This is a genomic window from Leptospira kanakyensis, from assembly GCF_004769235.1.
In the GTDB taxonomy this organism is placed as follows: domain Bacteria; phylum Spirochaetota; class Leptospiria; order Leptospirales; family Leptospiraceae; genus Leptospira_A; species Leptospira_A kanakyensis.
Genome location: NZ_RQFG01000019.1, coordinates 916,245 through 931,532, shown reverse-complemented (window position 1 = coordinate 931,532; position 15,288 = coordinate 916,245). Strand labels below are relative to the sequence as shown.

At 39.5% G+C, this 15,288-nt stretch carries 16 protein-coding genes; 14 read left to right on the top strand and 2 right to left on the bottom strand.

Annotated elements, in window-relative coordinates; all coding sequences use genetic code 11:
- Positions 1-44 precede the first annotated feature (44 nt).
- The 3 genes from EHQ16_RS18760 to EHQ16_RS18750 are packed head-to-tail and all read left to right on the top strand — an operon-like array spanning position 45 to position 2,112.
- A complete protein-coding gene (locus EHQ16_RS18760) occupies positions 45-629 on the top strand; it encodes a YqaA family protein (protein ID WP_135632809.1) in 585 nt (194 codons plus the stop codon).
- Positions 630-851, top strand: a complete 222-nt coding sequence (locus tag EHQ16_RS18755; protein ID WP_135632807.1) for a hypothetical protein — start codon at positions 630-632, stop codon at positions 849-851. It begins immediately after the preceding gene.
- 1 nt (position 852) lies between these two features.
- Positions 853-2,112, top strand: a complete 1,260-nt coding sequence (locus EHQ16_RS18750) for a replication-associated recombination protein A (RefSeq protein ID WP_135632805.1) — start codon at positions 853-855, stop codon at positions 2,110-2,112.
- 24 nt (positions 2,113-2,136) lie between these two features.
- Here the strand turns inward: EHQ16_RS18750 and EHQ16_RS18745 are convergent, their stop codons facing one another.
- The gene (locus tag EHQ16_RS18745; protein ID WP_244242144.1) at positions 2,137-4,347 is read right to left on the bottom strand and encodes a PP2C family protein-serine/threonine phosphatase; all 2,211 of its coding nucleotides are present in this window, start codon (positions 4,345-4,347) and stop codon (positions 2,137-2,139) included.
- A complete protein-coding gene (locus tag EHQ16_RS19620) occupies positions 4,299-4,520 on the bottom strand; it encodes a hypothetical protein (RefSeq protein ID WP_244242143.1) in 222 nt (73 codons plus the stop codon). The genes EHQ16_RS18745 and EHQ16_RS19620 overlap by 49 nt, the downstream gene beginning before the upstream one ends.
- Before the next feature lie 647 nt (positions 4,521-5,167).
- On the opposite strand from EHQ16_RS19620, the gene EHQ16_RS18740 reads away from it, so the two are divergent.
- Genes EHQ16_RS18740 through EHQ16_RS18690 form a run of 11 tightly spaced genes read left to right on the top strand, consistent with a single transcriptional unit; the run spans position 5,168 to position 15,286 of the window.
- A complete protein-coding gene (locus EHQ16_RS18740) occupies positions 5,168-5,545 on the top strand; it encodes an NADH-quinone oxidoreductase subunit A (protein WP_004788658.1) in 378 nt (125 codons plus the stop codon).
- A complete protein-coding gene (locus tag EHQ16_RS18735) occupies positions 5,536-6,096 on the top strand; it encodes an NADH-quinone oxidoreductase subunit B (protein WP_135632803.1) in 561 nt (186 codons plus the stop codon). Before EHQ16_RS18740 ends, EHQ16_RS18735 begins: the two co-directional genes overlap by 10 nt.
- Entirely contained in the window at positions 6,093-6,614 is a 522-nt protein-coding gene (locus tag EHQ16_RS18730; RefSeq protein ID WP_135632801.1) for an NADH-quinone oxidoreductase subunit C, read from the top strand. Before EHQ16_RS18735 ends, EHQ16_RS18730 begins: the two co-directional genes overlap by 4 nt.
- Before the next feature lie 16 nt (positions 6,615-6,630).
- On the top strand, positions 6,631-7,851 hold the full coding sequence (locus tag EHQ16_RS18725; protein WP_208742312.1) for an NADH-quinone oxidoreductase subunit D: 1,221 nt from the start codon (positions 6,631-6,633) through the stop codon (positions 7,849-7,851).
- Positions 7,851-8,339: an NADH-quinone oxidoreductase subunit NuoE family protein gene (locus EHQ16_RS18720; RefSeq protein WP_135632799.1), complete on the top strand. Its 489-nt coding sequence runs from the start codon at positions 7,851-7,853 to the stop codon at positions 8,337-8,339. Before EHQ16_RS18725 ends, EHQ16_RS18720 begins: the two co-directional genes overlap by 1 nt.
- Before the next feature lies 1 nt (position 8,340).
- Positions 8,341-9,612, top strand: a complete 1,272-nt coding sequence (nuoF, locus tag EHQ16_RS18715; RefSeq protein WP_135584152.1) for an NADH-quinone oxidoreductase subunit NuoF — start codon at positions 8,341-8,343, stop codon at positions 9,610-9,612.
- Between the two features lie 16 nt (positions 9,613-9,628).
- Positions 9,629-10,699, top strand: a complete 1,071-nt coding sequence (nuoH, locus tag EHQ16_RS18710) for an NADH-quinone oxidoreductase subunit NuoH (protein WP_135632797.1) — start codon at positions 9,629-9,631, stop codon at positions 10,697-10,699.
- The gene (locus EHQ16_RS18705) at positions 10,678-11,295 is read left to right on the top strand and encodes an NADH-quinone oxidoreductase subunit J family protein (RefSeq protein ID WP_135632795.1); all 618 of its coding nucleotides are present in this window, start codon (positions 10,678-10,680) and stop codon (positions 11,293-11,295) included. Before nuoH ends, EHQ16_RS18705 begins: the two co-directional genes overlap by 22 nt.
- Positions 11,292-11,612 (top strand): NADH-quinone oxidoreductase subunit NuoK, encoded by a 321-nt coding sequence (nuoK, locus tag EHQ16_RS18700; protein WP_135632793.1) that lies wholly within the window; start codon positions 11,292-11,294, stop codon positions 11,610-11,612. The genes EHQ16_RS18705 and nuoK overlap by 4 nt, the downstream gene beginning before the upstream one ends.
- Positions 11,613-11,616: 4 nt before the next feature.
- Complete coding sequence (nuoL, locus tag EHQ16_RS18695) at positions 11,617-13,545, top strand: NADH-quinone oxidoreductase subunit L (protein ID WP_135632791.1); 1,929 nt, start codon at positions 11,617-11,619, stop codon at positions 13,543-13,545.
- A 1-nt stretch (position 13,546) separates the two neighbouring features.
- On the top strand, positions 13,547-15,286 hold the full coding sequence (locus EHQ16_RS18690) for a complex I subunit 4 family protein (RefSeq protein WP_135632790.1): 1,740 nt from the start codon (positions 13,547-13,549) through the stop codon (positions 15,284-15,286).
- Positions 15,287-15,288 lie beyond the last annotated feature (2 nt).

Sequence of the window (15,288 nt, the reverse complement as noted above, 5' to 3'; positions counted from 1 at the left end):
GTTATACGTAATATAAGTAGAGTAAAAGGTTAACATCACTGTCTATGTCAAAGGAAAAAGAGACATCTATCAATCTTCGTAATCTCCTCTTTCAAACTATTCTTTCAATTGTTATCGTTTTAGTGATTGTTTTTGGATTGGCTTTTTTCTTTCGAAAAGAACTTTTGGGATTCAGCGAACATTTTGTCCGTATTTTTGGATATTGGGGACTATTTGTTGGGATGATTTTTTCTGATAGTCTTCCTGCCTTTGTTCCGCCCGATGCATTCCTTATGCTTGCCATCACCGGAGAAATGGATCCTTTAAAAACAATTCTTTCTATGTCATTTGGAAGTATACTTGGTGGGTCTTTGGCTTATTTGATTGGATTGTATGTGATTCCGCGATTTCATTTGGGAAGACAGATGGTTTTGCATTATGAAGACAAACTTCTTCCTTACTTACGTAAGTATGGATTTGGGGCTGTGGTTCTCAGCGCTCTCACACCCATTCCTTATTCTTGGATGGCTTATACTGTTGGAACTTTTAAGATGCGTTATTCGTTGTTTTTACTCGGTTCTCTTTTTCGATTTGTCCGTGTAACTGTATATTTTTACGCTATGTATCTTGGTTGGATCACAGGAGGATAGATGTCGGAAGACCGGTTGTTCCCAAAATCTGTAGATGAAGTCATTCTGGAAAAAGTTAGATTTTTCTTTTTGCCAGATCGAACTGCTGCTTTTGTGAAAAATTTGATAGATGGAAAGGTATCCGAAAGATCTCTCATTTGTTGTAATTCCGGTTGTGATGTTTGTAATGAAACCATATACAACTGTTATATGGCAGTAAAAAAAGAATTGGAAAAATCTTAAATTGGATTCTCTTTTTTCGCAGAACAAACAGGTTCCTCTCGCTCATGCGGTCAGACCTAAAACTTGGTCTGAGTTTGTAGGGCAAACTCAAGTGGTTCAGTCACTGAGAGCCATATCTAAACCCACCTCAATTCTGTTCTACGGTCCACCCGGATCGGGAAAAACCACTTTGGCTCATCTTCTCAGCCAAGGTTGGAATATGCAAAAACGCTATTTAAGTTGTGTGACCAGTGGTTTGAAAGAGGTAAGAGAAGTTTTGGATGAAGCCAAAAGACAGGGAACGATTGTTTTATTTTTGGATGAAATCCATCGTTTTTCTTCCTCACAACAGGATGCACTTCTTTCGGCAGTGGAAGAAGGAGAAATCATATTGATTGCTGCCACAACAGAAAATCCCAGCTTTCGAGTGAATAAAGCATTACTTTCCCGGATGCTTGTCTATCGACTGACCACTCTTTCAGAAGAAGAAGAAAATTCTATTTTTGAAACTTGCCTTACAAAACTAAATCATAAAAGTAAATTTCCAGAGGATTTAAAAAAGGAACTCTTTCGCAGAAGTTCGGGTGATGCCAGGAAACTCCTCGGGTATCTCGAACGAATTTTAAGTTTTACAGAAGATACGGGAAGTATCAACGAATCCAAGTTAGCTGAAATTCTAGGTGAAAACGTAATTTTTTATGATAAAAATAGTGAAAGTCATTATGATATCATCTCTGCTTTTATCAAATCCCTTCGTGGCAGTGATCCCGATGCGGCACTTTTTTATTTAGCACTTATGATCGAAGGCGGAGAAGATCCACTTTTTATTGCAAGAAGGCTTGTGATTTTTGCAAGTGAGGATGTCGGGAATGCTAGTGTCCATGCACTTCCGCTTGCGATCTCCACCTGGCATGCCGTCGAACGTGTCGGAATGCCAGAAGGAAGGATTCCTCTCGGTCAGTGTACCACTTTTTTAGCCTCAGCTCCAAAGTCTAATGCTAGTTATCTGGCGATTGATCGGGCACTTCAATTAGTTCGGGAAAGAAAACGTGAGTTCCAAATTCCAAATCATCTTCGCAATGCTCCCACGGCCACACATAAGAAGGAAGGGGCGGGGAAGGATTACCAATACCCTCATGATTTTCCCGATCACTTTGTAAGGGAAAAATATTTTCCTGAATCCTTTTATCCGAATCCACCGAAGTTCTATGAACCAACAAACCAAGGGATGGAGAAAAATTTAAAAGACCAACTCAAAAAACTTTGGGAACCTGGGAAGTAAGTTCGATCATTTTAGAAACAGGTATCATTCCTGGAATACTTTCCTTTTTTGTTTGGCATGAACATGTTCGATTCGTGTCCAATACTTCTCTAATTTTTCTAATTGATCCTTGTCATTTGTGGATTCTATCGCGAACTGTAAAAACTCCTTAGCTTTTTCAAAATCTCCTTTTTTTCCATATAGAACTGCTAGGTGGGTCGTGTTTTTTAAATGTTGTGGTTCTCTAAGGATGAGTCTTTCCGAATATTCAATTGCTTTATTGATCTTTCCTAACTTTTGATAAGCAAATGATAAGGATAGTAGTATGTGATTGCTGTCTGCCTTTAAGGATAAATATTCCTCGCCATACTTAATGGCTTGTTCGTATTCATTATTTGCGATTCTAAATTTCATCAAATTTTGTAATACTTCTAGATTGTGTTGGTTGAGTTCGTAAGCATTTTCTAAAAGGGTTCGGGCTGCGACGAAATTCCCCTTTCGAATTTCTTGTTTGAACCTAGATACTTGCTCGAATCCATCTTTGATCAAGATAGTTTCTTCTTGTCGATCCGGACTAAATTCTAATCGGAATAGAGACAAGTCATCGGTAAGTTCTCCCGTTTGTTGGATGGACCGAACGATTCCAGAAAGATCACCTTCTCTTCTTCTGACATGTTCTAAAAAAAGTTTTTCATCTGTATTTAGAAAATGTTCACCACTACAAGCGCCATGAACCAAAATATCATCTTTTCCATCGGATCCGCCAAAAAGTACATCTCCGATTTGTAATTGGAAAATGTTAATAGCAAACCGGTCTTGAGGAAGGGTAGCGCCAATTTTTAGATAACTATATTTTGTTTTGATAAAACTTGGAACTCCATCTCTGTATAAAATTAAATGGGGATGTTCTGCATTTACAAAATATAATAGACCTGACTCGTCTTCGACTAATCCAAGAATGAGTGATACAAGCATAGTGTAGTCAAAACTCTCAAAGGTTTTGTTTAGCTCATCAAACACTTCGCGTAACCACTGTTCCGGATAACGATTTTGGTATTCCTCTCTATTTTTCGTTCTTTCTATGATGGATCGAAATACCGCTCCGAGAACCAAAGCACCAGCAGCACCTTGTAAAGATTTTCCCATTGCATCTGCATTGATGAAAACAATATGTTTTTTTCCACGTAAGTAGACAGTGTGTGCAACAGATAAATCACCTCCAATTTCTCCTCGTTTTCCTTGGAAGGAAAATTCCTTCTTTTGTTTGGTTAAAAATTCTATTTTTACATTGGAACTTTCGATTTCAGTTCCTCCCAAAGGTTTCACAAGTAAGGAAGTTAAATAATAATCTCCATCTTGGTGGAGTTTGATCTTTTTGATTTCTTCGGCGGCTTTTCTTTTTTCAATTTCATAAGCGATACTTCGGCTCATCATCTCAATGACTTCAATGAAATGGTTTTCGATCGGAGTTCCGCCTATCTCAGTGGAGAAAAAACCAATGGATCCGTCAATTTTCCCATCAATGACTATCGGCGATTCTATGTACTTCAGAAATCCAAACTCTTTAAAAAAAGAGGTTTTTTGAAGGTTATCCTCTGAAGATAATATATCTTCAGAGAAGATTGTTTTTTTTGATTCGTTTGCCTTTGCAAAAAAACTATCGACAATCCGAAAGGTCTCACCTTGTTTAAGGTCGCCTGATTCTCCTTCGATTTGTAAGATTTTATATCTATCTTGGCTCACTTTACTGATGATACCGACGGGAAAATGAAATAGTTGTAATCCAGTTTTAAGATATCCTGAAAATAAATCTTCAATGGATTCGAAATGAGAAGTGGTGAGTCTGTGAATTTCTTTTAAAGAATGGCTGAGTGCATACACTGATTCGATGGCATGAGAAATATAAGTATCTGATTTACGTCTTTCCAGTTCTTGGGCCGTTCTCACAGAAAGTAGTTCTAAAATTCGAATCAGTCTATTTAGTTGCGGGATATGTTTCCTGTTGAGAACCGCTATGACACCGATGATCTCTCCCGATCTTGATTTAAGAGGATAACCTAGGTAATGGCTTCCTTTGATTGATAATACCGATTCAAAACCGGGATACCTATCTTCTAAATCCAAAGTATGATAATAGGATTTTGTTTCGATCACTTCTGAACATGGAGCAATGTTACCATTGTAGGTTTTGGTTGCTGATAGTTCTCCTAAGTGAACCAAGGATAAAGTTTGAAATTGTGAGGATTTTTTTTCCATTCGGCGATCCAAACGGCTGATAGGTGAAATATTTGTGCGAGTCTGAGAACTCTTGTCTGAAAAAAATCACCTGATGGGGGAGATAAGATCACAGAAGAAAATGATTCCAAAATTTCATGGGATTCTCTGGAAATTTCGTAAGGGTTGTAACTGGGTCTTGTTTCTATAAACATTCCGGACTCCTTTTGTTTTAGGAAAAAGGAGGATTTCTCGCTAAACAAGGAGTAATTCGTTATTACAGATAAATAATCTGCTATAACGCACATGCGTTTGTCTGAATGTAAAAGATTCTAGGCCATTAAGGGAGTGGGAGTTTGTATTCAGCTCACCCTTTTGTAGAAAACATCTATCTTTCGCCTCTCTGGGATTGGTAATTAATAGTTACAAACTGGTGAGTCTGGTTCTATCTAAAGGGAATGGAATCATAGCACTTGTGACAAAAGTAAGGTATGCGATTTCTTCACTGACTTACTTTTTTACAGTCAGTTACCTTTTCACCTAAATGCCAGGAGCACTGGCTGACTCCTTTCATTCGGGAATCCATTTCACTCGCTTTCCCATTCTACCGAGGTTCTTTTAAAACCAATTACCGTTCTAAAGGCGGTTTCCTTTTAAACTCACTTTCCTTCTAAAGCGCGTTTCTTTTGAAACTGACTTTCCTTTTCCACTGCCTATCTTTTTACACTCACTGGTAATCGAAATTGCCTGATTTTTGAGAGCCATTCTCAAATGAACTGTTTGGGATAACAATGGATGAGAAAAATGGCCCGAAAAGAATCTCGCCTTGACATTTCAAAATAAGGATGAGATCATTCAAGGAATGGGTTCTGCTCCAGATAGTTTTGCGCCAATCCTTCTACAACTTTTGCTCGGAGTCGGTTTCTCCGCTCTGATCTTGACCCTTGCCTTCCTCATCAATCCGAAGAAAAAATCGAAACCTCAGGACACATTTGAATGTGGGGTTACGTATTATGGTGATGCGAGAGGACTCTTTAACATCAAGTTCTATCTTGTTGCAGTTCTTTTCATCCTCTTCGACATTGAAGCCGTCTTTTTATACCCTTGGGCTGTCAACTTAATCGGTTTCAAAGAAGCAGGCCTTGGAACTTTCTTTTTACTAGAGATGTTTTTCTTTTTACTCATACTTGTTGTGGGTCTATACTATATATGGAAGAAGGGAGCACTGGAATGGGATTAACAGAAACACTATCCAAACCTGGTGAGATGTTTGGCGATATGTTCCAAGTCGCTACACTGGACAATGTGGTTCAATGGGGGCAAAGTTTTTCTTTATGGCCTTATCCATTTGCTACTGCTTGTTGCGGAATCGAATACATGAGTACATCTTGTGCAGATTATGATATCGCTCGTTTTGGTGCAGAACGTCCTTCCTTCTCTCCACGCCAAGCTGATATGATTTTGGTACTCGGAACCATCACATATAAGATGGCTCCCGTATTACGCCAAATATACGATCAATTAGCGGAACCAAAGTTTGTGATTTCCGTAGGTGCCTGTGCCTCTTCTGGCGGAATGTTTCACACCTACGGTGTATTACAAGGTGTAGATCGTATCCTTCCTGTTGATGTTTACGTTCCTGGTTGTCCTCCAAGACCAGAAGCACTTTTAGATGCTCTTGTGAAACTGCAAAGGAAAGTCCAAGGCCAAGGTTTGGAAGCCAGACGCCAAGAAGTCATGAGAAAAATCGAAGAAATCAACGAACGCAACAAACCTCTCGTAGTGGCATGAAAGAAATAATTACTGAATACTTAAACTCTAGGTTTTCCGATGTGTTACTCCCGCAAAGGGACATAAACACCAATTTGCTTTATTTTAGTATCAAAAAGGAATCCCTGCCTACCATCGTACAAGCGTTAAAAGATCATCCTGATTTTGCCTTCACATATCTGAATGATCTTACCTCTGTGGACTGGCTTGGAAAACGAGAACCAAGATTTGAAGTTGTTTATTTGCTTCGTTCTCCTAAAAACAAACACTTCCGTTTACAACTCCGAGTTCCAGTAGGAGAAGGGGAAGAAGTTCCGAGTCTCGTCTCCCTTTTTCCTGCGGCCAATTGGCCTGAAAGAGAAGTATTCGATCTTATGGGGATTTCTTTTTCAAACCATCCTCAAATGGAAAGGCTCATTATGCCTGATAACTTTGTTGGACATCCACTTCGTAAAGATTATCCATTGGAAGGCCCGGGCCAAGATTATCTCATCGAAGACTTACTCACCATTCACGTAAACGAGGATATTGCCAGTTAGGCGGTAACAAATCATCATGGTAATGTACGAAAAAACAGCCGAACATTTTGGCAAAAAATTCAAAGACCTACCAGAAGGCCACTTACTAGTCAACCTTGGGCCAAGCCATCCTGCGACACATGGAATTTTACAAAACGTAATCCAAATTGATGGAGAACGAGTTGTAGACACAGAATCAGTCATTGGTTATGTACATCGATGTTTTGAAAAACTGGGAGAACGTTACGATTACAATCAGTTCTTAGTTTGTACGGACCGTATGAACTATGTGTCGACTCCACTCAATAATATTGGTTGGATTCTCACTGTAGAAAAAATGATGCAAATCCAGGTTCCTGAACGAGTCACCTACGTTCGAATGATCATTTCTGAACTATCGCGGATTATGGATCATATCATTTGTAATGGAATTATGGGTGTGGATCTTGGCGCTTTCTCTGGTTTACTGCATTTATTCCACCATAGAGAAAATATTTATCAAATTTTAGAGAAGCTAACGGGCGCTAGGTTAACTACAACCTTCTGCCGTGTGGGTGGAATGGAACGAGATATTTACCTTGAATTTCAATCCGAAATCAAAACAGTCATCAAAGGTTTAAAACCTGCTTTGGATGAATTCCAGGAATTACTCATTCGTAATAAAATTTTTAACGAAAGGACTGCTGGAATTGGTGGCCTTTCTGCAGAACGTGCCATTGCTTATGGATTTTCTGGGCCTAACCTTCGTGCGGCCGGTGTTCCTTGGGACGTAAGAAAAGATGATCCTTATATGTTATATGATAAGGTCGATTTTGATATTGCAGTGGGAGAAGATGGATCGGCTCTAGATCGAACACTCGTTCGGATGGAAGAGATGCGTCAGTCCATGCGAATCATCGAACAACTGATTGATGGAATTCCTGAGGGCCCATACCACGCAGATGTTCCTCACACTTTCCTTCCTCCGAAAGATCGTGTGTACAACAATATGGAAGAACTCATTTATCATTTTAAAATCATTATGCACGGAGTGAAGGTTCCTCCTGGAGAATACTATATGTCTACCGAGGCAGCCAATGGAGAACTCGGTTTTTATGTAGTTTCGGAAGGAGAAAAAACTCCTTGGAGAGTTCATGTGAGACGTCCTTGTTTTTGGTATTACCAAGCATTCCCGGAGCTCGTCAAAGGTGGATTACTTGCTGATACCATTGCCACTATGTCTTCACTCAATGTCATTGCAGGGGAGTTAGATTGTTAATGGCTTATCAATTTTCACAAGATTCGGAAAAAAGATTCCAAAGATTGATTCCGCAGTTCCCGAGCAAACGTTCGTTAATTTTGCCATGTCTTTTTTTATTACAAGCTGACAAAGGTTTTGTGGATCAGGAAGGAATGGAATACATTGCCAGTCGTATTGGTGAGCCGGTTTCACTCGCACATGTTCATGGGGTTGCTACCTTTTACACCATGTACAATAAAAAACCAGTCGGTAAGTTCCATATCCAAATTTGTGGAAATATTTCTTGTTATCTTTCTGGGTCTGATTCCATCACCGAACATGTTTGTTCTAAGTTAGGAATCGAAGCAGGAGAAACCACTGGTGACAAAAAGTTTACTGTGGATGAAGTGCAGTGTTTAGGTGCTTGTGGGTTTGGACCTGTAGCTCAAATCAATGACAAATATTATGAAAATCTAACACCGGAAAAAATCGAAGCCATCATTTCTGAATTGGAAAAGCAGGTATAAAATGGGATTAAAAACTCTTCTCACAACTCATGTTGGTGCTGCTGATTCTCATACTTTAAATCATTATCGTTCGGTAGGAGGGTATGAAAGTCAAAAAAAAGCCCTTACCGAAATGACCGCCGAACAAATTGTAAACGATGTAAAAAACTCTGGCCTTCGTGGTCGGGGTGGTGCTGGGTTTCCTACTGGAAACAAATGGGGATTCATTCCCAAAACAGACAAACCCAAATATTTGATTTGTAATGGAGATGAAGGAGAACCCGGAACTTTCAAAGACCGACTTCTCATTGAAAAATTCCCGCATATGCTCATCGAAGGGATGGTCATTGCTGCAAAAGCCATTGATTCTCACCAAGGTTATATTTACATTCGAGGAGAATTCCATAAAGGAATTCGTATCGTGGAAGAGGCAGTGGAAGAAGCTTACAAAGCAGGCCTTCTTGGAAAAAATATCTTAGGACTTGGATACGATTTTGATTTAGCAGTGTATTCTGGTGCAGGTGCTTATATTTGTGGGGAAGAGTCTGCTCTTATCAATTCCCTTGAGGGAAGGAGGGGCCACCCACGACTCAAACCCCCTTTTCCTGCCGTGTCTGGATTGTATGCTTGCCCAACTGTTGTGAACAATGTGGAAACATTTTGTAATGTCCCGCATATCATTCGTATGACGGGTGATGAATACAAAAAAATCGGAACAGAAAAATCACCAGGGACAAGACTTTTTGCGGTCAGCGGACATGTGAAAAAACCAGGGATTTACGAAGTGGAAATGGGAACTCCTATGAAGGAACTCATTTACGATATTTGTGGTGGAATCAAAAACGATAAAACTCTAAAAGCAGTGATTCCAGGAGGAAGTTCTTCTCCTATCCTGAATTCAGAAGAAGCGATGACCGCAACTATGGATTATGAATCAATTGCTTCGCTCAAATCAATGTTAGGTTCCGGAGCTGTCATCATTTTATCAGAAGATGCCGACCTTGTGGAAACCACATACCGATTGGCAGAATTTTATTCTCATGAATCTTGTGGCCAATGTACACCTTGTCGCGAAGGAACACATTGGGTGAAAGACCTTCTCCATAAAATCAAAACCGGGGAAGGAACAGAAAAAGATGTAGAACTCATTTTTTCTTTGTCTAGAAATATGGAAGGTGGAACCACCATCTGTCCGTTAGCCGATGCTTGCGTAATGGCGGTTCGTCCCACAATGACAAAGTTTAAAGGAGAGTTCTCGGCTCGATTGAAAAAGGAAGTGAGTATCTCTCACTAAAGGTCACCGAAACATTATGGACTGGGCTCTAATACTTGCTTGGGGAATCAAAATCCTCTCATTGTTTTTTATCATTCTAACGGGTGTGGCCTATTATACACTCGCAGAACGTAAGTTTGCTGGTTTTATCCAGGATCGTCCGGGACCGAACAGAGCCGGGATTTTTGGACTTTTCCAACCACTTGCTGATGGAATCAAATTCATTGCCAAAGAAGAAATTTTTCCAAAAAACGTCTCTAAGGGGATGTATCTTTTGGCTCCCACCATCTCCATGACCTGTGCGATTATGGCTTGGGCTGTGATTCCTTTTGGAGGAAGTCTTCCGGCACCGGAATGGCTTATGGCACTTACTGGTGTCACGACTATAGATTTACAAATTGCCAATCCCGATTCAGGGGTTTTGTACATGCTTGCCATCTCTTCTCTCTCAGTTTATGGGATTATGATTGCAGGTTGGTCAAGTAACAACAAATATTCGTTACTCGGTGGGGTTCGTTCTACGGCTCAGATGATCAGTTACGAACTTCCAATGGGTCTTTCTATTGTTGTAATTGTGATTATGACTGGATCGCTCAAACTAACAGATATTAGTGATTCCCAAAAAGATATGTGGAATATTTTATCTCCTCCTGGATTTGTTGCCTTTTTTATTTATGTAACTGCGATGTTTGCAGAAACCAATCGACTTCCCTTTGACCTTGCGGAAGCAGAATCGGAACTAGTTGTGGGTTTCCATACGGAATACGGAGCTTTTAAGTTTGCTCTTTTCTTTTTAGCTGAATACATGAACATGATTACCATGTCTTGTCTCACCACCTTACTCTTTTTTGGTGGATACAATGTTCCTTTCCAATTAGGGGCCGGTTCTCCCTACCAAGCATTTTATGGACTTGGATTTTTTATTCTAAAAGTTCTATTCTTTGCCTTTTTGTTTATTTGGGTAAGGTGGACCCTTCCACGTTTTCGTTATGACCAACTGATGAAGTTGGGTTGGAAAAAAATGATCCCTTGGGGTCTTTTTGCCGTTATGTTCGCGGCCATTTACACAGTATATTGGAAAGAAGGATGGATGAAATTATTTATATGAACCTAGAATCTTCACCTTCCTTTTTATTATTTATTTTTTTTGGAACAGTGACTGTGGTGACTGCACTCAGTGTCATTTTCCAAAAAAATCCAGTGGTCTCTGCTGTTTCATTAGTGTTTACTTTTTTTGCTTTGGCAGGGATCTACGGAATCATGGGTGCCCTTTTTATTGCCACTATGCAGGTGTTAGTGTATGCGGGTGCCATTATGGTTCTTGTGGTTTTTGTTTTGATGTTACTTTCCCAAAGGGCCGAAACCTTGTCGCGTTATAGAAAACATCCAATTCGTTTGGTTTTACTTTCTGTTTTTGTTTTTGGTTTTTTCTTTTTGTTGTATTCGGCTCTTACTACTGGTGTTCCTCATTCAGACCAAATGGGAAAAGGGTATGAACTCACAGAGTATTCCTTCCCTATCCAAGGAACATCCACTGTGAATGCAAAAGGAAACGTAGGTGTTGTAGGTGCATCCACATATTTAGATTATCTTCTCCCTTTCGAAATGATTTCGATTTTACTTCTCGTGGCAGTGCTTGGTGCGGTGATCCTTGCCAAAAAGAAATCTACCGAAGTAGAACAAACAAAGGATAACGTCCTATGAACCCAATTATCAATGGCATTCCTGTTTCCTATATCCTTGGCCTTGCTGGAATTTTATTTTCCATTGGAGTCTTAGGCGTTCTCATTCGAAGGAATATTGTCATCATATTTATGTCCGTGGAACTAATTTTGAATTCAGTGAATTTGGTTTTTGTTACCTTCTCAAAAGCTCTTTCCCATATCTCCGGTGAAACTGTAGTTTTCTTTGTGATGGCAATCGCTGCGGCAGAAGCAGCTGTGGGCCTTGCCCTTGTGATTGCTATTTTCCGGCATAAAAAATCCACCAATGTGGATGAACTCCAATCGATGAAATGGTAATCCTATGTTAGAGATATTTCCTTTAGTTGTTTTTCTTCCTCTTGTTGGATTTCTTTTTAATGGTTTTTTGAAAGGAAGAATCCCTCATCGGATGGCTGGTGCCATTGGAACTTTAGCAGTTTTTATTCCTTTTCTCATCACCTTAGGCGCGTTTAACGAATTTCGCCCCATGGAAAGAACAGCACCGCATTTGGTTTCTGTTTTTGATTGGATTGTGATTGGAAATTTTAAATCCTCGTTTGGATTCCAAATCGATCAACTTTCCTTGTATATGACTCTGATCATTACGGGAATTGGGTCACTCATCCACTTGTATTCTATGGGATACATGAAAGGGAACACAAGTTATAACCGATTTTTTGCTTATTTGAATTTATTCATCTTTTGTATGTTAAACCTTGTCCTCAGTGACAACTTAGTATTAACCTTTCTTGGTTGGGAAGGAGTAGGACTTTCTTCTTATCTCTTAATTGGTTTCGACTATGATAAAAGTTCTGCTGCGGAAGCAGGGATGAAAGCATTCATCTTAAACCGAATTGGGGACGTTGGTTTTATTTTAGGAACCGGTTTTCTTTTTTGGTTTGGTGGAAGTTTGCAATATTTGGAACTGCAAACCAACTTAAATGGGTTAGGTGAATTTGCTAACTATGCCAATATAGTGGCTCTGTTTTTCTTTGTTGCGGCCATGGGTAAATCGGCACAGATTCCCCTTTATGTTTGGCTTCCTGATGCGATGGCAGGTCCAACTCCTGTTTCGGCACTCATCCATGCGGCAACGATGGTAACTGCCGGAGTATTTCTTATTGTTCGCTTAAACTTTGTATTTTTACTCGCACCAGAAACTTCGTTGTTTATTGCTTGTATCGGTGCCACAACAGCACTTTTTGCTGCAACAATTGGAATCTTACAAAACGATATTAAAAAAATCTTAGCTTACTCAACAGTTTCCCAACTAGGTTTTATGTTTCTTGCTATGGGAAGTATGAGTTATGTGGCCGGTCTTTTCCATCTAATGACTCACGCCTTCTTTAAAGCCTTACTTTTCCTTGGGGCAGGTTCTGTGATCCATGCTCTCCACCACGAACAGAATATTAAAAATATGGGAGGACTTTTTGGTAAAATCAAAATCACTTCCTTTACGTTTTTACTGGGAACTCTTGCCATTGCAGGTTTTTTTCCCTTCTCTGGATTTTTCTCTAAGGATTTAATTTTAGAGAAAGCTTACACTTATGGTTCTTATGGAACCATCCTTTGGACGATGGGGATTGTGGCTGCGTTTTTCACTTCGTTTTATATGTTCCGTCTTGTTTTTGTTGTTTTCTTTGGAAAAGATAATACAGACTCTCACCACAAAATACATGAATCACCTTGGACAATGACCTTTCCTCTTGTGGTTCTTGCCATCGGTGCCGTATCCGTTGGATTTTTACAAACACCACATTTCTTTTTACACATTGATACTTTAGAAAGATATTTTGCCCCTGTATTGAGTAAAGGTTATGAATTGGCTTCCTTAAAGGGAAGTCTCGCCGAACACAAGTCACTCGTTCATGACGTGGAACTTTCTCTGGCCGCATTTTCTGTAGCCATTGCCACCATTGGACTCATCTTAGCCTATTTCCTTTATCAAAGAAAAGGGAACCCTATTGTTGAAGAACATACAGGTTTTCGAAAGATTCTTTTTCACAAATACTATATCGATGAAATTTATGATTTTGTAATTGTTCGTCCTTTTCTCTTTCTTTCCAAGGGAATTGCTTTTTTCTTTGATACCAAAATCCTGGATCGTTTTTTCTTAAATATTGGTCTTAGTTTTGGTGTGATCGCAGGTGGACTTCGCCGCCTCCAATCTGGATTCATTGGAGATTATGCATTGTATGTGGTCATTGGTACATTTTGTATCTTAGTGTATCTATTAGCGAGGGGGGTGTAAAGTGCCGGAACAAATTCTTTCCTTCATTATTTTTTTACCAATTCTATCTGCGGCTGTTATCGTATTTCAAAAACGTATGGGAACAGTGGTTGTTATTTCCGCTTTGTCTTCTGCTTTTACAACCATCCTATCTGTTGGGTTGTTCTTTCTCTATGATCCAACTAAGTCAGGTCTTCAATTTGTACATTGGATTCCAGATTGGATTCTTTCGGGAAAACTCAGCGTAGATTATCATGTAGGTTTAGATGGGGTTTCGCTTTTACTTTTTGGGCTTACCGCCTTTATGTTTTTTCTATCGAGCCTTGCTTCTTGGTCAAACATTCCCAAAAAAATCAAAGAATTTCATATTTGTTTACTCGTTTTAGAAACAGCAGTACTTGGGGTATTTGCCGCAGGGAACTTGGTTCTTTACTATGTATTTTGGGAACTGATGGTTTTACCAATGGTGCTCATGATTGGAATTTGGGGTGGGGAAGACAGAACCAAAGCCGCATTAAAATATTTTCTTTTTTCAATGGCTGGTTCCTTGTTTATGTTAGGTGGTATTCTTACCCTTTACTTCAAAACAGGGAAAACATCCATTGAATCTTTAGCAACTGCAGATTTAGGGGCTTATTCCGAACCTCTCCAATGGTTTTTGTTTTTTAGTTTTTTCCTGGCTTTTGCTGTTAAAATTCCACTTTTTCCTTTTCATACTTGGATGCCGGATGTTCATACACAAGCACCTACGGTTGGTTCGGTGGATTTGGCAGGTGTATTGTTAAAGATTGGAGCTTATGGTTTCATTCGGTTTTGTATTCCTTTTTTCCCAGAACCAAGTCTTTTGTCGCAAGATGGAATCCAAATCCTCGCAGTGATTGGAATTGTATATGGGTCTATGGCAGCTCTTGTCCAAACCGATATCAAACGGATCATTGCTTATAGTTCTTTGTCCCATTTGGGTTTTTGTATTTTAGGACTTTTTTCTTTCACAAACGAAGGTGTTGTGGGTGGAATGTTGCAGATGATTTCCCATGGTGTTTCAACAGGGATGCTCTTCCTTATGATTGGGATGATCTATGAAAGAGCCCACACTCGTAATATCAATGAATTTGGTGGACTCGCCAAACAAATGCCAGTTTTCTCTACCTTCTTTTTGATTGCAGTTTTATCTTCTGTGGGTCTTCCCGGAACCAATGGGTTTGTGGGTGAATTTCTGATTCTAATGGGAGCTATCAAATCGAATGTATGGTTTGGTGGAATCGCCGCGACCGGTGTAGTTCTTGGCGCATTGTATCTGTTATGGTTTGTGAAACGATTCCTATTTGGGGTAAGTAAAACCATCCAAGCAAAACCTTATAAAGATTTAACTTTTAGAGAAGTGGGGATTTTATCACCGCTTGTTATTTTTATCTTCTGGATTGGAATTTATCCAAAACCATTTTTGGAGATCTTACAGTCTTCTGCCAATGTGTATTTGAATGCGGCATCGGTTCAGTCCATTTCTGAAAGAAAAGAAAGTAGGAAAGACTTCCTCGGTGGAACCGTTAGTCGGAAGTTTTCTGATTATACGAGTATGGGAGTGGAACCACTTTCTTTTGAAGAAAGATTGGGTTCATTCCGATCAAAATTTGCACTTCCAAGTTTTGTTTCTGCCAAATTAGAAACCCCAATTTTAAATGAAAATTTGGACAATTTGGAAAAATCCATTGAGTCTGATTTCCCATTGGAACCAATACCGAAAGAGACGATAGGAAACTAACC